This window comes from Sphingomonas pokkalii (assembly GCF_003096275.1).
GTDB lineage: Bacteria > Pseudomonadota > Alphaproteobacteria > Sphingomonadales > Sphingomonadaceae > Sphingomonas > Sphingomonas pokkalii.
Window position 1 is genome coordinate 3,928,265 of sequence record NZ_QENQ01000001.1, and the last position, 17,316, is coordinate 3,945,580.

The window sequence follows — 17,316 nt, forward strand, 5'->3', positions numbered from 1 at the left end:
GACCCGCCGCGTGGGGGGCTGCCGAAGGCACCGGCGGGCGCGTCGTTCAGGGGCGCCAGCCGGCCGGCAGCGTACGGGCGGGAAGCTGCACGGTGGCGGTGGCGGTGATCTCGTCGGCCGAATGGCCGAGCAGGATCTTGTAGGTGCCGCCTGCGATCTTCCAGCTGTTCGATGCTTCGTCGAACGTCGCGAACAGGCGCGGATCGACCGTCAGCGACACCGGCTTGGCGGCGCCGGGGGCCAGCACCACCTTCTGGAATCCGCCGAGGCGCTTGGGCGCCTCCCAGCCGCTGCCGGACAGATAGACCTGCGCCACGTCCGCGCCAGAGCGTTTGCCGGTGTTGCGAACGGTGAAGCTTACGGTCACCTTGCCCTTCGGCGCCGCCGCCTTCAGCCCGGCATAGGCGAAGCTGGTGTAGGAAAGGCCGTGGCCGAACGCGAAATGCGGCTTGTCGCCCTTCGCATCATACCATTTGTAGCCGATCGCCGCGCCTTCGGCGTAGCGGGTTTCTCCCTCGTTCGGCGCGCTCGGCTTGGCCAGCTGGGAAAGGCTGCGCGGGAAGCTGACGGGCAGGTGGCCGGACGGATTGACCTTGCCGGTCAGCACATTGGCGATCGCTTCGCCGCCCGCGGTGCCGGGATACCAGGCTTCCAGGATCGCGGCGGTCTTGTCTGCCCAAGGCATCAGCACCGGGCCGCCGGTTTCCAGGACCACGATCGTCTTGGCGTTCGCGCCGGTTACCGCGTCGATCAGGCCATCCTGATTGTCGGTCAGCGTCAGCGAGGGATCGAAGGCTTCGCCCGCCCACTGCGTCGCGAAGACGATGGCGATATCCGCCTGGCGCGCGGCGGCGGCCGCCGCGCCGGCATCGCGGCCGTCGAGATAGGTGATCGTCGCGCCGGGCAACTGGCGGCGCAGCGCGTCTACCGGCGAGGACGGGTGGTACATCACCGGGCCGGGCCAGAATTTGGGGTCGAGGCCCGGCACGGCATTGCCGCCCACCGGATAGACCAGCGACGATCCGCCGCCTGCCAGGACGCCCTTGTCGGCATGGCCGCCGATCACGACGATGCGGCGCGCGGTGGCTGCCAGGGGCAGTGCATCGCCGGCATTCTTCAGCAGCACGATGCCCGCCTCTGCGTCGGCGCGGGTGATCGCGGCATGGCTGGTGAGCATCGCCGGCGGCAGGTCCATCGGCGCGCTGGTGATCGGATGGTCGAACAGGCCATGTGCGAACATCGAACGCAGGATGCGGTGCGCCATCTCGTCGAGCCGAGCCTTGCTTACCTGCCCCTTCGCCACGGCTGCCTTAAGCGGTTCGCGGAAATAGGGCTGCTCGTCGAACGGCCAGCCGGATTCCTGCTCCAGACCGGCATTGGCGGCGGCGACGGTGGAATGGGTGGCGCCCCAGTCGGACATCACGAAGCCCTTCCAGCCCCAGTCGCGGCGCAGGACATCGGTCAGCAGCCAGGGCTGTTCGCAGGCATAGATGCCGTTGATCTTGTTATAGGCGCACATCACCGAACCCGGGTTCGAACGCTCGATCGCGAATTTGAAGGCGAGCAGGTCGCTCATCTGCGCGGCAGCGCGGTCGATCACCGCGTTCATCTTGAAGCGATCGGTTTCCTGGTCGTTGATCGCATAGTGCTTCACGGTGGAAATGATGTTGTTCGATTGGATACCGGCGATCTGCGCGCCCACCATCGTGCCGGCAAGTAGCGGATCTTCGCCGCCATATTCGAAGTTCCGGCCGTTGCGCGGTTCGCGCATCAGATTGACACCACCCGCCAACAACACATTGAACCCGGATGCGCGCGCCTCCGCACCGATCATCGCCCCACCTTTATAGGCGAGGGCGGGGTCCCAGGTCGCTGCCGTCGCGATGCCGGAAGGAAGCGAGGTGCGGCCACGCTTGCGTTCCGCTCCCCCCTGGGTGGCGACGCCGACACCAGCATCGCTCTGCCACTGGGCCGGAATGCCGAGGCGCGGAATACCGGGAATGTACCCGGCGGAGCCTGGGCGCGCCTGCGGATCCGCCTTGAAATTCTTCGGCGGGAAATCGGTAGCGAAATAGCCGAAGACGAGGGTCAGCTTCTCATCCTCGGTCATCTGCGCAAGCACCAGCTTGGCACGCGCATCGGGCGCGAGTTTCGCGTTGCTCCACGCGTGTGCACTGGGCGCGTGCTGGGCCATTGCGGGCGCAGGCACTGCGGCAAGGCAGATGGCGATGGTGAACAAGGGAGCGCTGAGCGCGGCGTTGCGAAGCATGTCTTCCTCTCCTGCGTTTGTATGTCAGCGTTGTCTCAACCGCGCGCCTTGTGCAAGACGGAAAAATCGCACGCTCGGGCGCAGCCCGGTCGCGCAGGCTACGCGCGGATACGGACCGGTACCGATTTTGCCGCGGGCGTATGCGATGCCTGGTCGTGGTGACGGAGCGCGATCAACGGATTGAGCTCGGGATAATAGCCCGCCAGGCAGCCTTCCGGCAGGTTGAATGGCAGCACCTCCAATCCTTCCACGACACGGTCGACGCCGTCCGATGCGTCGCCGACCAACGCGACGCGCTGGCCTTCCCGCAGTCCGGCGCGCGCCATTTCGGTCGGGTTGATCAGCAGCACGTCACGCTTGCCCTCGATGCCGCGTAGGCGGTCGGAATAGCCATATACAGTGGTGTTGAACTGATCATTGGAACGAAGGGTGATCAGTCGGTACAGCCCTTCCTCGGCCGCGAAGCCCGTGGCGTTGAGCGCCCCGGGTACGGTGAATTCCGCCTTTCCGCTCTTCGTCTGCCAATCGCGCTCGCGGGCAGTGTTTCCCTTGAAGAAGCCGCCGGGCGTGAAAAGGCGCTGGTTGAAGTCGCGGAACTTGTCGGGATAGGTTGCCTCGATCGCATCGCGCACGGCGGCGTAATCGGTCGACCATTCGGCCCAAGGCACGCGCGGATTCGGCTCCAACGTCGCCTGCGCCAGCGCCGCGACGATCGCCATTTCCGACTGCAGATGGGGGCTTGCCGGCTTCGCCTTGCCAATCGAGCCATGGATGCAGCTGAGGCTGTCCTCCATCGTAACCACCTGCGGCGTACCGTTCTGAATATCCTCCTCCGCGCGGACGAGGCATGGAAGGAGATAGGCGGTTTCCCCGCAGAACAACTGGCCGCGGTTGAGCTTGGTCGCGATCTGGACGGTGAGGTCCATGCCCGTCCAGGCCTTTTCCATCACCCGATGGTCCGGCGCAGCGCGCAGGAAATTGCCGCCAAGCCCCAGAAACGCGCGTACCTTGCCGGCGACGATCGCCTGGCAACCGGTTACGGTCGTATAGCCTTCCTCCGTCGGCGGCTCGAAGCCATATTGTTCCGCCAGTCGGTCTAGCGGAACCAGTTCCGGCTTCTCGGAAATGCCAACGGTGCGCTGCCCCTGCACGTTCGAATGGCCGCGCACCGGCGATACGCCCGCTCCAAGGCGTCCGATATTCCCACGCAACAGCATCAGGTTGACGACGCTCGCGACATTGTCATAGCCGCCATGGTGCTGGGTAAGGCCCATGCCCCAGATTCCGATCGCCCGTTCGGCCTGGATGTAGACATTCGCCGCTTCGATAAGATCGGCGCGATCGAGGCCGGTTTCGTGTTCGATCGTTTCCCAGCTGGTGGCGCGCACCGTTTCCGCATAGGCCTCGAAGCCGTGGCTATGCTGGGCGAGGAAGGCATGATCCAACACGCCGCCAATGCGATCCTCCTCGGCCAGGATGTGCTTGGCCATGCCGAGCATCGCCGCGATGTCGCTTCCGGCCTTGAGCTGATAATAATGGGAAGAAATTTTCGTCTTTCCTCCCGTGATCATTTGCGCGCTCTGCGGGTTGCGGAACTCGATCAGGCCCTTTTCATAGATCGGGTTGAACGTGACGATCTTGGCACCGCGCTTTCGCGCCGCCGCCAGGGTGTGGATGAAACGCGGACTGTTCGTGCCCGTATTCTGCCCGAAGAAGAAGATCGCGTCGCAATGCTCGAAATCTTCGAGCAGGCAGGTGCCGACCGGCGCGCCGATCGTCGATTTCAGTGCCACTGAAGTGGTCTCGTGGCACATGTTCGAACTGTCCGGCAGGTTGTTGTGGCCATATAACCGGGCGAACAGCGCCCAGGCATAGCTCGTTTCCAGACTTGCCTTGCCGGAAGCATAGAAAATCGCCTCCTTGGCAGGGATATCGCGCAATTTGCTGCCGATGGCGCGATACGCTTCTTCCCAGGTGCAGGGCACATATTTGTCCGTCGCGCGATCGTAGCGCATCGGGTTCGTCAGGCGACCGGCCTGCTCCAGATCGTAATCGCTCCAGCCACGAAGTTCCGTAAGGCTATGTTGGGCGAAGAATGCCGGCGTCGCGCGGCGGGTGGTCAGATCCCACATCGTCGCCTTCGCGCCGTTCTCGCAGAATTCGAACATGTGCGGCTTTGCCGGTTTCGTCCACGCGCACGAGGTACACATCATCCCACCCGGCTTGTTCAGCCGCGCCAGGGCCGAGAGTGCGTCGGGGCCGGGGCGCTCCGCGCCGGCGACCAGCGCCATGCCGCGCAACGATCCCCAACCGCCTTCCGCTCCCGAATAATAGATCGTTCCGTCTTTCGCCCGGGCCATCGCGCAGCTCCTCTTGCTGTCTTTCTCCTATACCCATAATCGCGTTCGCGCCTATCCTGACCACATGGATACCTGGTTCGACTGCGTTACGCCGGTGGGTGAAGAGTCGCGCGTTCAACGCCCGTTGGTGCCTGAAGTGCCGATTGCGATCGAGATCAACGGGATCGGCTATGCGGTGATGATGGCGACGCCCACCGATTTGGAAGACTTCGCCTATGGTTTTATCGCCGCCGAGCGGCTGGGAGCACCGATCGACCTCGAAACCCATGTCGTCGGACAGGGAGTGATCCTGCGCGTGACGCTTGCCGATGCCGGGGCCGTGGTCGAACGCGTCCGGCATCGCACGACCGATTCGAGTTGCGGGCTATGCGGTATCGAGAATCTGGAATCGGCGTTGCGGCCGTTGCCGCCGATCGCGTCGACAAGCGCAGCACCCGCAACCGCGATCTTCCGTGCGGCTGCGGCGCTGCGCGATCATCAGCCGCTCAACCGCGCGACCGGCGCTGCCCATGCCGCGGCGCTTTGCACGTCGGAAGGCCGCATCCGGCTGGTGCGCGAGGATGTCGGGCGGCACAACGCGTTCGACAAGCTGGTTGGCGCGATGGCGCGGGGCGGCCTGGGCTGGGACGGTGGCTTCGCGTTGATCAGTGCGCGCTGCTCGTTCGAACTGGTGGAAAAAGCGGTGCTGGCCGGATGTCCACTGCTCGCAGCAATCTCGGCGCCGACGGCGCTGGCGGCGGAGCGCGCGCGGTCAGCTGGCTTGCGGCTGGCTGCGCTGGTGCGGCCCGATTCCCTGCTGAGGGTCGTTCCATGAAGCCGGTCGGTGCAATTCTGGCGGGCGGCCGCGCGCGGCGCTTCGGATCAGACAAGGCGCGGGCGCAACTGGCCGGCCACGCGCTGATCGATCATGTCGCGATGCAACTGGCGCGGTATTGCTCGAGCGTGATCCTGTGCGGCCGAGCAGAGGGGGACTGGGTGCCCGATCGTCCCGATGGGGGACGAGGGCCGCTGGCCGGTCTGAACGCTGCCCTCCATGAGGGCCGCCGGCGCGGCGCGGCGACCGTGTTGATCGCACCCTGCGACACGCCGCTTCTGCCCGACGCCCTGCTGGCCCTGCTGGCCGGGCTTCCAGAGGCTGCCTATGTCGCGCAATTGCCGGTTCTGGGGATCTGGCCCACCCGTTGGGCGCCGCTTTGCGACCAGCATCTGGCCGAGGATGAGACGGCATCGATGCGCGGCTGGGGAGATCGAATCGGTGCCCGCGCCATCGATTGGCCAGTCCCGATTCCGAACATCAACTCTCCCGACGATCTTGCGGACGTGTCCGGGTTTTTTCCTTAGTTTCCCTCCTGCTTGACATGCAGTAGATCGAAGCGCGTTTTAGTCGGCCGGTCCGGCCGTAGGGGGTCGGATGGAAAGCGTATTTGCTGCCTTTTGGGGAGGAAACTATGCTCCCCATGGCTATTGCCTCTTCTGGCAACCTGCGCTGCTCTGGTCCCACATCATTGCCGATACGCTGATCGCGATCGCCTATTTTTCCATTCCGATCGCGTTGATCGTCTTGGTGCGCCGCCGAAAGGACCTTGTTTTCGGCTGGGTTTTCTGGTGCTTCGGGATCTTCATCCTGGCGTGCGGCTTCACCCATTTGATGGGCATCGTCACGCTGTTCTACCCGCTCTACGGCATCGAAGCGCTCGTCAAGCTGGTCACTGCGGCCGCATGGGTGGCGACGGCCGTTCTGCTCTGGCCTTTGCTGCCACGGCTGGTGCGCCTCCCTTCTTCCGAGAAGCTCAAGGAAGCGAACGCGCAATTGGCGGCGATGGTCGATCAGCGCGATGCGGCCCTGGGTGATCTGAAGGCTGAAGTCGCGCAGCGCGAAACGGTGGAAGCCGCGCTGTTGCAGGCACAGAAGCTGGAGGCAGTGGGGCAGCTTACTGGTGGAATCGCACACGATTTCAATAATTTGCTGCAAGCTATCGCCGGTAATCTGGAACTGATCGCCCGCAAGCCGGAGGATTCCGATCGCGTGATCCGCTGGACGTCGAGTGCGCTCGATGCGGTGGAACGCGGCCGGCAGCTGACCGGGCAGTTGCTCGCCTTTTCGAGCAAGCAGCGGCTGGACGTGCGATCGGTGCGGCTGGCCGATCTGGTGGGTGGCATGGCGGGGTTGGTGGAGCGGGCGGTGGCGCCGCTAAGCCGCGTTCGGATCGCGCGCATCGATCCGGTGTGGAACGTCCAGACCGATGCGCTGCAACTCGAACTGGCGATCCTCAACCTTGCGTTCAATGCCCGCGACGCGATGCCGGGGGGCGGACTGCTGACGATTTCGGCCGAACTCCGCAGCGGCAAGGTGGTCGCGGACCTGCCAGGCGGCGATTATGTGGCGCTTACGGTCACCGACACGGGAACCGGAATGCCGCCAGAGGTTCTTGCGCGTGCCGTTGAGCCGTTCTTTTCGACCAAGGGGGTGGGGAAGGGCACCGGCATGGGGCTATCGATGGCGTTTGGAGTCATGCGCCAATCGGGGGGCACCCTCACGATCGACAGCGGTGTCGGCCGTGGAACCGCCATTACCCTGTGGCTGCCGCTCGCGACGGTGGAACCCCGCCGCGACGTGCAGGACGATGCCGCGCGCGATTCGCGAATCGAGATTTCCGGTGCGGAGATCGCGCTGGTCGACGATGACGCGCATGTTCGCAGTTCTCTTGTCGACATCCTTCGCGCTGCCGGGGCAATCGTGGCCGAGGCGGTGGACGGCGAAAGCGGTGTTGCCCTGGTGCAGGGCAAGCGCTATGGCGCGCTTGTGGTGGATTTCGCCATGCCGGGCCTGAGCGGGAGCGAGGTGGCGCTGCGCGTGGCGGCAATCGATCCGACGTTGCCGGTGATCCTCATCACGGGATATGCCGATTCAAGCAAGCTGGATGCCGTCGCTCCCAACGTCACCATATTGCGAAAGCCCTTCGAATCGAACGAATTGCTGCGGCAAATCCAGAAGGTGCTTCGCCGCTGAGTCCGATCAGGGCAGGGCGGCGCGTAGTTCCTCGATCCAGGCGGTCGCCACGCTGTCCGATGGCGCGCGCCAATCGCCGCGCGGGCTGAGTGCGGCGGCACCGGAAACCTTCGGTCCGTTGGGCAGCGCCGAGCGCTTGAATTGGCTGGTCTGAAAGAATCGGAACAGGAAGCTCTCCAGCCATTTGGCGATCGTCGCCAGATCGTACTGGTTGCGGCCCTCGGTCGGAAAGCCGAGCGGCCACAGGCCCGCCGTCGCATCCTTCCAGGCGTGCCAGGCTAGGAACGCGACCTTGGACGGTTTTAATCCGAACCGGGCGATATGGTGCAGGAAGAAATCGTGCAGTTCATAGGGACCGATCCGGTCTTGCGTGCTCTGCATCCTGCCATTGGCATCAGCGGGCACCAGCTCCGGCGAAATCTCGGTATCGAGGATCGAGAGCAACACCGCCGCCGCCTCGCCGCCAAACTGACCGCTTTCGACGCTCCAGCGGATCAGATACTGAATCAGCGTCTTCGGCACCCCGGCATTGACGCCGTAATGGCTCATCTGGTCGCCCACGCCATAGGTGGACCAGCCCAGCGCCAGTTCGGAAAGGTCACCCGTGCCGAGTACGAACCCGTGATGGTGGTTGGCGAGGCGGAACAGATAGTCTGTGCGCAGTCCGGCCTGAACGTTCTCGAACGTCACGTCGTATACGGGCGCACCGTCCGCAAATGGATGGCCCAGATCGGTCAGCATCTGCCGGGCGGCGGGGCGAATGTCGATTTCCGCGCCGGTAATCCCGATCGCGCGCATCAGCGCCCAGGCGTTGGTTCGGGTGCCCTCGCTCGTCGCGAAGCCGGGCAGGGTATAGCCCAATATGTCGGTGCGGGGCCGGCCGAGCCGGTCCATCGCCTTGGCGGCGACGATCAGCGCATGGGTGGAATCCAGCCCGCCCGAGATGCCGATCACCAGCGTCTTGCTGCCGGTAGAGGCGATGCGTTGGCGCAGGCCCTCCACCTGGATGTTGAACGCCTCGTAGCAATCCTCTTCCAGTGCCGCGGGCGTGTTGGGAACGAAGGGGAAGCGGCGGATCGGGCGCAGCAGGCCGCGATCGGCGAAATCGGGCTGATGCGCGAAGGCAATGTGGCGGAAGCGGGTCTCCGGATGGCCGGCGTTGCGGGCATTATCGTTGAAGGTGCCGTCACGCATCCGCTCCAGCCGCAGCCGTTCAAGGTCGAGATCGGCATAGGCGATCGCGTCGCTCCGCTCAAAACGCTGCGAGGCGGCGAGCTTCTCGCCGAATTCGTAGATCAATCCCTGGCCGTCCCAGGCGAGATCGGTGGTGCTTTCGCCCGGTCCGGAAGCGGAATAGAGATAGGCGGAGATGGTTCGTGCGCTTTGGGCCGCGCAAAGCAATTCTCGCTCGCGCCCCTTGCCGATCACGATGTTCGAAGCGGACAGGTTGCACAGCACCAGTGCTCCCGCCATCGCCCCTTCGGTGGAGGGGGGCTGGGGCGCCCAATAGTCTTCGCAGATCTCGATATGGAAGGTGAAGTCGGGCAGGTCTTCGGCCGCGAACAGCAGGTCTGGGCCGAAGGGTACGGTTTGCCCGGCGACAGTGATCTCCAGCTCGCGCAGGCCAAAGCCAGAAGCGAACCAGCGCTTCTCATAATATTCTCGGTAGTTCGGCAGATAGGTCTTCGGCACGACGCCAAGGATGCGGCCGCGGGCGATGGCGACCGCGCAATTATAGAGACGGCCGTTCCGCGCCAGTGCTGCACCGACCAGCAGCACCGGCTTCAGCGTCCGGCTCGCCTCGGCAATCGCAGCGATTCCGGCCTGGGTGGCGGTGAGGATCGCATCCTGCAAATGCAGGTCGTCGATTGCGTAGCTGGTAACGTTGAGTTCGGGGAATATGAGCAGGTCTGCGCCGGCCGCATCGCCCTGTTGGGCGAGCGCGATCGTCGCGCGGGCATTGGTGGCAGGATCGGCTACCGTGCCCACCGGGGTGCAAACGCCCGCCCGGATCAATCCGTGACGATGCAGCGCGAAAAACGGATGGGGATCGGCCATGCCTGTCTCCTATGCCGGAGACCATGGCCTGCCAACCCCGTGCGCGCGATCCGCGATCAGGCCTTTGCAGCGTAGATCATGCGGCCGGGGCCGAGGCGTTCGAACACCTTGGCCAGTTGGCGCTGGCCTACCGCGAAACAGCCCTGGCTGCGGCCGAGTTTTCCGTGCTTCGCGATCATGTCCGAATTCGCATACCAAGCGGAATGGATCACGATGGCGCGGGCGAGGGCATTGTTGTTGGTCGGGTCCAACCCGATCAGCCGCTGCGAGTCGCCGTGCTTGCCGACATAATAGTCGGCGGTGAGGAAGGCTCCTTCGCAGGTCGCTTCCGAATTGATCTGGTTGGAGAAGCGCTGCAGCACGCCGGTGTGTCCGGGATCAGACCCGATGCCATGCGATACCAGCAGGGTTTCGACTTCGCCCGTGCCCATGTTGACGAGGAAGAAACGTGCTTCGGACGAAGGCAGCGAGAAATCTGCGATCGCGATCCGATCATGTGTGTCGACGCGCAGCGAGTGACGATCAAGCGCAGCGGTGGCGCGCTTGAACAATTCGGGGCGGATCCCCTGCGGCGTCACCCGTGCGGCGGCGGCTACCCTGGGTGCCTGATTCAGTGGTGCCGCCGGCGGCACCGGGGGACGAGCCGGTGCCGGTGCGACCGAAGCCATCGTCGTTCCGATCGTGCGGGATGCGCAGGCCGAAACCGCCGCTCCGCCTGCCATGACCAGCGCGGACTTCAGCAGCGCCCGGCGCGATGTAATCGTAGCGTTGGAATCCATGATATTTGTTCTGCGCCCGCAAATTTTTACCTGATGCCCTCGCAACCGTATAACAAAATCAGCGTTAACAAGGGGATTGCCAATTGACGTGATCGCCGCAGTTCGCCGCGACTCCGGCCCGGTTCGCCGAAGCGACGTGCCGTGCCGATACAGCGTGCTTGGTTTCGAAGCGGTCCGGCGAATCGTTTTGCGTCATTCCGGCATCACCCGATCCGGTGCCGTTCGCGCGAAATTTGACTGGTTCCTGCCGCCGGGTTCGCTAGGGGGCGGCGCATGACCATGACCTACGAACAGGCTATCGCGGCGCTGATCGAGACCGGACGGCGGCTGGATAACCGTGGCTGGGCGCCGGCGACCTCCGGCAATTATTCGGCGCGGCTAGACGATGGCAGCATCGCGCTCACTGTATCTGGGCGACATAAAGGACGGCTGACGCGCGACGGCATCATGCGCGTGGATCTGGAAGGCCAGCCGCTTACTGCCGGCAAGCCTTCCGCCGAAACCGATCTGCACCTGGCGATCTACCGCCTGTTCCCCGAAGTTGGCGCGGTGCTGCACGGCCACTCGCCGGAGGCGGTTGGCCTCAGCCGCGCGGCGGCGGAAGCCGATGCCTGGATCTTGCGGGGGCACGAGATGCTGAAGGCCTATCCGGGCCACACCACCCACGCGGTCGAGGTTCGGCTGCCGATCGTCGAGAACAGCCAGGACATGGCCGTGATCGAAGCGGCGGTGCGGCCCGCGCTGCTGGCGCCGGGCGCTATTCCCGCGTATCTGATCCGCAGCCACGGGCTTTACGCCTGGGGCAAGGATGTGGACGAGGCCGAGCGGGTGCTGGAAGCGACCGAATGGATGATCGCTGCCGAGCGCGCCGAACGCGGCTTCAGACAGGCATGGACACGATGAGCCATCTGCGACTTTATCCCGAATCCGGTGGCGCTGCGATCCTGGATACCGCCGACGCCGGCGCGATCGCGGATGCGCTGGCGGCGATTGACGTGCGGTTCGAGCAATGGACCTCTCGGCCTATTCCGCCAGATGCCGACCAGGAAGCGGTGCTGGCCGCCTTCGCACCGGAAGTGGCCCGGTTGAAGGCTGAGCAGGGCTATCGATCGGTCGACGTGATCCGCATGGCGCCCGATCACCCGGACCGGGAGGCGCTGCGCGCCAAGTTCCTGTCTGAACACCGTCATACCGAGGATGAGGTACGCTTCTTCGTTGAGGGCGAGGGGCTGTTCACGCTGCATGTCGAGGATCGCGTATACGCCGTGCTGTGCACCGAGGGCGACCTGATCTCCGTGCCGGCGGGAACGCCACACTGGTTCGACATGGGGCCGCATCCGCGTTTTACGGCGATCCGACTGTTCACCAATCCCGATGGCTGGATCGCCCAGTTCACCGGCGATCCGATCGCCGATCGTTTCCCGCGTCACGCGCCCGTCACCGCCTGAGCGCGGCCAACTGGAATCTTTGCCATGACCCAGCCCAAGGCCGTCCTGCTCGATATCGAGGGGACCACAAGCAGCATCGCCTTTGTGACGGAGGTACTATTTCCTTATGCTGTCAAGCATTTGGCGGAATATATTGCAGATCATTCCGAAGTGGTGGTGCCGATCCTGGCCGAGGTGCCGGGCGACGACAAGGTCGCCACGTTGCTCGAATGGATCGCCGAGGATCGCAAGGCCACGCCGCTCAAGACCCTGCAGGGGCTGATCTGGGCGCAGGGCTACGCGGAGGGCACGCTCAAGGGCCATGTCTATCCCGATACGCCAGAGGCGCTCCGTCGCTGGTACACCGCCGGTGTGGCGGTCTACATCTATTCGTCCGGGTCGATCGCGGCGCAGAAGCTGATCTTCGGACATTCGATCGCGGGTGACTTGACGCCCATGCTCTCGGGCTATTTCGATACCACGACAGGGTCCAAGCGCGAAGCGGAGAGCTATACGAGGATTGCCGCCGCAACAGGTTGCGATCCTGAGAAATTGCTTTTCGTTTCTGACATGCAGGCCGAGATCGATGCGGCACGTGCGGCGGGGATGGGCGCACTGCTGATCGATCGCAACGGCGGTCCCGCCGACATTCATTCCCTCGCGGAGATTCGCCTGTGATCCTGGAAGGCCGGCACACCCGTTCGATCGCGCGCACGACGGACGGGAAGGGGATCCGCATCCTCGACCAGCGCCAGCTCCCCTGGGAAATCCGCTGGGCCGAGTTGCGCGACGTCGATGCCGCTGCTGTCGCGATCCGCGAGATGTGGACGCGCGGTGCGCCGATGATCGGGGCCACCGCCGCCTATGGCCTTGCCATGGCGCTCGCGGTCGATGCCGGCGATGCTGGTATGGATGTGGCGTACGATACCCTCGTCGAGACGCGGCCCACCGCGATCAATCTGCGCTGGGCGCTCGATCAGGTGCGTGCAGCGGTGGCGGGGTTGCCCCCGGCCGAGCGCGCCGCCGCCGCCTTCGCGCGCGCCGATGCTATCTGCGACGAGGATGCCGGGCTGTGTCGTTCCATTGGCGAGCATGGCCTGGCGTTGCTGCGCAGCCTCCACGCGAAGAACCCTGGTCGGCCGCTCAACATCCTCACCCATTGCAATGCGGGTTGGCTGGCGACGGTGGATTATGGCACTGCAACCGCGCCAATCTATCTTGCGCACGACGCCGGAATTCCGGTGCATGTCTGGGTCGATGAGACCCGCCCGCGCAACCAGGGCGCGCTCCTCACAGCCTTCGAGTTGCGCAATCACGGTGTGCCGCACACGGTGATTGCCGACAATGCCGGTGGGCTGCTGATGATGCAGGGGCAGGTCGACGCAGTGATCGTCGGCACCGACCGGGTGACGGCGAATGGCGATGTCTGCAACAAGATCGGCACCTATCTGAAGGCGCTGGCCGCACGCGACAATGGCGTGCCCTTCTACGTCGCGCTGCCGTATACGACCTTCGATCCGGCCACCGCGCGCGGTGCGGATATCCCGATCGAGGCGCGATCGGCCGAGGAAGTGACGCGACTTACCGGACCGGACGAGAATGGCCGGATCGCGACGATCCGCGTCACCGATTCTTTCGCCCTCAATCCAGCCTTCGACGTGACGCCGGCGCGGCTGGTGACCGGCTACATCACAGAGCGCGGGGTGCTGGAGCGCATCTGAATGGTCAGGCGAGCGCCTTGCGCCATGCCTGTACCCGCGCGATCGCCTCGTCCAGCACCGCGTCTTCCTTGACGAAGCAGAAACGGACGACATTGGTCACCGGGGCCTCGCTATAGAAGGCCGAGACGGGGATGGTCGCGACCCGTGCCTCGTCGACCAGCCTCTCGCTGAAGGTCACATCGTCGAGCGCGATGCTCGAGGCGGTGAGGTCCACCGAAAGAAAATAGGTTGCGGCGCTCGGCAGCACCGCAAAGCCTGCCGCCCGTAGACCCGACGCCAGCCGGTCGCGTCCTGCCTGAAAGCGCAAGCGGGCGTCGCGAATCCAGTCGTCCTGGGTCGTCAGCCCCTCGGCCACGGCCCATTGCAGGTTAGGCGGCGTGGTGAAGGTGAGGAACTGGTGCGCCTTGGCCAGCACGCGGGCAAGCGGTGGGGCGGCGCACATCCAGCCCACCTTGAAGCCGGTGAGCGCGAACACCTTGCCCGCGCTGCCGATCTTCACGGTGCGTTCGCGCATGCCCGGAAAGTCGATCAGCGGCAAATGGCGGGCGCCGTCGAAGGTCACCTGCTCCCACACCTCGTCGCAGATCGCAGTGAGGTCGTGCGCGACGCAGAAATCGGCGAGCATCGCCAGATCCTCGGCGCCGGTCATCGTCGCGGCCGGGTTCAGTGGGTTGTTGAGCAGGATCAACCGGGTCCTGGGCGTTACCGCCGCTTCCAGTGCAGCGCGCTCGATCCGCCATTCGGGCGGGCGGAGCCGCACGAAGCGCGGCACGCCGCCCGCGCGGCGGATCAACGGCACATATGCGTCGTACAGGGGCTGGAAGCAGACCACTTCGTCACCGGGTTCGATCAGCGCGAGGAGCGCAGCCGCGAGCGCTTCGGTAGCGCCTGAGGTGACGATGACCTCTTCGACGGTCAGGTTCAGGCCCTGATGTCGCGCATAGTGATCAGCAACCGCCTGACGGAGTTCCGGCAGGCCTGCCATCGGCGGATATTGGTTCGATCGCTCCAGCAATGCGCGGGCGCCAGCCGCCAATACCGCCTCCGGGCCGCGGCCGTCGGCAAAGCCTTGGCCCAGGTTGATGGCGCCGGTCGCGCGTGCGCGCGCGGACATGGCTTCGAAGATGGTGGTGCCCATCCGGGAATAGATCGGGTTCATCGCAATGTCGCTATTGCGGGTTGCGGTTCCGGGTTGCAACCCGGGCCGGATCGGTCGCATGAATAGGGCTGGATCGTAGCCGCGTAGTCAAAGGAAGATGATGAGCAGCAAGCCGCCCGTGTCCGAACAATCCCAACCTCCCGCAACCGGGGCAGAGCCGCCGCATGAAGGCGAGGCGATCGCGGTCGCCAAGGAACTTGCCGAGGCCAAGCGGCGACGGCTGCCCAGCAACCGCCAGATCGGCATGGGTGCGGCGATCGGCGTCGGGTCTGCCGCGATCGTCGCCGGGCTGCTCTATTGGCGCGGCGGCCGCAAAGACCGGAAGTAATCCCAATATCCGTTTCCTGGGACGCGGTCGTGTCGCGGATGGCCTCGCCCCAAGCGCTTTCCTCCCCCCGCACGGCGCCGCTTGGCTGCGCTGGACGGTGAATCTACCATCAACCTTTAGGTATATGTCCGGGAGATTGTTTCGGGTGTCGGTGACCGATCGGTAAGGTATCGTTACTATAATGCGCTAGACCAGACCGGAAACGGGTTGGGAGTAGTGCGTGTCTCCGGCTTTCGCCAGATACGTGTAGCTCGCTTCCCCATCCGATCGCGGTGGCTTGTCCATCGCGATCGGTCCGGATCAATGCAGTAGCGCCAGACCGTATCGGAAAGACCAGAAATGATGGCATCGATGAAAATTCCGAGGAAGCTTGCACTTTCGTTCCTTCTGATATGTGCATCAGCGGCGATCGTTATGATCGTGTTCTTCATGAACATTTCGATGATCCGATCGGTTACTGACCAAAATAATCTCAGCCAGCAAGTTCATTCAAAGACCCTGACGCTGGAGACGGCGTTGCTACGCCAGAACAGCCAGCTGCGTGGTTTTCTCGTGACCGGAGACAAGACCTATCTGAAGTCTTACGACGAAGGTCGTAGTGAGTATGACGAGACCTCGGTCGAACTGGAGAAACTGCTGACGGATCCGGCCTTGCTCGATGCGTTGCGCAAGTCGCGCGCCGAAACGCTGGCGTGGCGAGAAAAATGGGGTGATCGACTGATCGCCGACGTTAAGGCGGGGCGCCGCGAGGAGGCGCAGACCGAGGTTCGTACTGCCGGCAAGGCTGTGTTGGTTTCCGCCGCGGTGCTGCCGCTGCGCGCGATCAAGGATGCCCAGGCAGAACTGATCGAGAAGAACTCCAAGCGGCAGGAAACTGCGATCGCCACCGCAACGACGGTGCTGATTCTCGGCGCTGTTGCGCTGATCGGTATCGCGATCGGTCTCGCCGTTACGTTGAGTCGGATTATTGCCCGCCCGATCAGCCAACTGACCCGAACGATGGCGGATCTCGCCGCGGGCCGGAACCATGTCGAGGTCCCCGCCACTGCGCGCGGAGACGAACTGGGTGACATGGCGCGTGCAGTGCTGGTGTTCCGTGACGCTGCCATCGCCAAGGAAGCATCAGATGCCGCCAGCGCCAAGGGCGAAGCCGAACAGAAGATGGTGGTGGATACCGTTTCCGCCCATCTCGGTGAACTGGCGCGGGGCAACCTGACCGCGACAATTACTGCCGATTTCCCGTCGCAATATGCGGTGGTCAAGAGCAACTTCAACGAGGCCATCGGCAGCCTGCGTGATCTGATCGCGTCGCTGATGGAAGCAACCACGTCGATCCGCACGGGTTCGAACGAGATCGCCCAGGCGAGCGAGGATCTTGCCCGCCGGACGGAAGCCAATGCGGCCAGCCTGGAGCAGACCGCCGCTGCGGTTACCCAGATGGATCAGCGACTGAAGGCAACCGCCGCCGCCGCGGGCCGTACGGTCGAAAGCGCCGACGGTACCATGGCGACAGTCAACAACGGTCGTTCGACTGCCGACGAGGCGGTGCAGGCGATGACCCGCGTTTCGGATAGCGCCAAGGGCATCGACAGCGTGATCGAGGGCTTGGACAAGATCGCCTTCCAGACGCGGGTTCTTGCAATGAACGCTGCCGTCGAAGCCGGTCGCGCGGGGGAGGCGGGTCGCGGTTTCGCGGTTGTCGCCGATCTCGTTTCCGCGCTGGCGATGCGCGCCGAAGAGGAAGCCGGCCGTGCCCGCGATCAGCTGACCGCGACGCAGACCGATATCGTAACGGCGGTGCAGGCGGTGCAGCGTGTCGACGGTGCCCTTGCCGACATTTCGAGCGGAGTCGGCGAAGTGCATACGCTGCTGGGCAATATGGCGGCGGACAATCAGGCGCAGTCGAGCGCGGTAACCGAAATCAGTGCGGCCTTGGGCGCAATGGATCAGTCGACGCAGCAGAATGCGGCCATGGTGGAGCAAACCTCCGCTGCGGCCCGCAACCTTGCCAGTGAAGTCAGCACGCTGGCCGAGCAGGCGAGTCATTTCCAGGTCGGCGATGGCGGTGGCGCGCGCATGTCGCGCATGTCGCCGGCTCGCTTCAGCGGCGCCGCCAAGCCGTTGCCGGCGGCCGCTGTTCCGGCGCTGGTCCGTAGCAGCGCCGCCGATGACGATTGGCAGACGTTCTGATTTGCGAGGCATCGG

14 protein-coding genes are annotated in these 17,316 nt (G+C 64.5%); 9 read left to right on the plus strand and 5 right to left on the minus strand.

Features of this window, described 5'->3' with window-relative positions; translation table 11 throughout:
* Positions 1–46 precede the first annotated feature (46 nt).
* The gene (locus DD559_RS18125; RefSeq protein WP_116470407.1) at positions 47–2,269 is read right to left on the minus strand and encodes a beta-glucosidase family protein; all 2,223 of its coding nucleotides are present in this window, start codon (positions 2,267–2,269) and stop codon (positions 47–49) included.
* 98 nt (positions 2,270–2,367) lie between these two features.
* Positions 2,368–4,629: an FdhF/YdeP family oxidoreductase gene (locus tag DD559_RS18130; RefSeq protein ID WP_116470408.1), complete on the minus strand. Its 2,262-nt coding sequence runs from the start codon at positions 4,627–4,629 to the stop codon at positions 2,368–2,370.
* Positions 4,630–4,693: 64 nt separating this feature from the next.
* Between DD559_RS18130 and fdhD the strand changes: the two genes are divergently transcribed.
* The 3 genes from fdhD (at position 4,694) to DD559_RS18145 (ending at position 7,639) form a co-directional block, all read left to right on the plus strand.
* On the plus strand, positions 4,694–5,443 hold the full coding sequence (fdhD, locus tag DD559_RS18135) for a formate dehydrogenase accessory sulfurtransferase FdhD (RefSeq protein ID WP_116470409.1): 750 nt from the start codon (positions 4,694–4,696) through the stop codon (positions 5,441–5,443).
* Positions 5,440–5,970, plus strand: a complete 531-nt coding sequence (gene mobA, locus DD559_RS18140) for a molybdenum cofactor guanylyltransferase (RefSeq protein WP_116470410.1) — start codon at positions 5,440–5,442, stop codon at positions 5,968–5,970. Before fdhD ends, mobA begins: the two co-directional genes overlap by 4 nt.
* 70 nt (positions 5,971–6,040) lie before the next feature.
* Complete coding sequence (locus DD559_RS18145; protein WP_116470411.1) at positions 6,041–7,639, plus strand: ATP-binding protein; 1,599 nt, start codon at positions 6,041–6,043, stop codon at positions 7,637–7,639.
* Between the two features lie 6 nt (positions 7,640–7,645).
* Here DD559_RS18145 and DD559_RS18150 read toward each other — a convergent pair whose 3' ends face one another.
* Together DD559_RS18150 and DD559_RS18155 are read right to left on the minus strand one after the other, a co-directional pair.
* Positions 7,646–9,697, minus strand: a complete 2,052-nt coding sequence (locus tag DD559_RS18150; RefSeq protein ID WP_116470412.1) for an NAD(+) synthase — start codon at positions 9,695–9,697, stop codon at positions 7,646–7,648.
* Between the two features lie 56 nt (positions 9,698–9,753).
* Positions 9,754–10,476, minus strand: coding sequence for a murein L,D-transpeptidase catalytic domain family protein (locus DD559_RS18155; RefSeq protein WP_206364539.1), 723 nt, complete (start codon positions 10,474–10,476; stop codon positions 9,754–9,756).
* A gap of 273 nt (positions 10,477–10,749) precedes the next feature.
* Between DD559_RS18155 and DD559_RS18160 the strand changes: the two genes are divergently transcribed.
* The 4 genes from DD559_RS18160 to mtnA are packed head-to-tail and all read left to right on the plus strand — an operon-like array spanning position 10,750 to position 13,624.
* Entirely contained in the window at positions 10,750–11,379 is a 630-nt protein-coding gene (locus DD559_RS18160) for a methylthioribulose 1-phosphate dehydratase (protein ID WP_116470413.1), read from the plus strand.
* On the plus strand, positions 11,376–11,924 hold the full coding sequence (locus DD559_RS18165) for a 1,2-dihydroxy-3-keto-5-methylthiopentene dioxygenase (RefSeq protein ID WP_116471019.1): 549 nt from the start codon (positions 11,376–11,378) through the stop codon (positions 11,922–11,924). Before DD559_RS18160 ends, DD559_RS18165 begins: the two co-directional genes overlap by 4 nt.
* 24 nt (positions 11,925–11,948) lie before the next feature.
* On the plus strand, positions 11,949–12,581 hold the full coding sequence (gene mtnC / locus DD559_RS18170) for an acireductone synthase (protein WP_116470414.1): 633 nt from the start codon (positions 11,949–11,951) through the stop codon (positions 12,579–12,581).
* A complete protein-coding gene (gene mtnA / locus DD559_RS18175; protein WP_116470415.1) occupies positions 12,578–13,624 on the plus strand; it encodes an S-methyl-5-thioribose-1-phosphate isomerase in 1,047 nt (348 codons plus the stop codon). Before mtnC ends, mtnA begins: the two co-directional genes overlap by 4 nt.
* Positions 13,625–13,628: 4 nt before the next feature.
* On the opposite strand, the gene DD559_RS18180 is transcribed toward mtnA, so the two are convergent.
* Positions 13,629–14,783: an aminotransferase gene (locus DD559_RS18180; protein ID WP_116470416.1), complete on the minus strand. Its 1,155-nt coding sequence runs from the start codon at positions 14,781–14,783 to the stop codon at positions 13,629–13,631.
* A 100-nt stretch (positions 14,784–14,883) separates the two neighbouring features.
* On the opposite strand from DD559_RS18180, the gene DD559_RS18185 reads away from it, so the two are divergent.
* The gene (locus DD559_RS18185) at positions 14,884–15,111 is read left to right on the plus strand and encodes a hypothetical protein (RefSeq protein ID WP_116471020.1); all 228 of its coding nucleotides are present in this window, start codon (positions 14,884–14,886) and stop codon (positions 15,109–15,111) included.
* 339 nt (positions 15,112–15,450) lie between these two features.
* Positions 15,451–17,301, plus strand: coding sequence for a HAMP domain-containing methyl-accepting chemotaxis protein (locus tag DD559_RS18190; RefSeq protein ID WP_116470417.1), 1,851 nt, complete (start codon positions 15,451–15,453; stop codon positions 17,299–17,301).
* Positions 17,302–17,316: the final 15 nt, after the last annotated feature.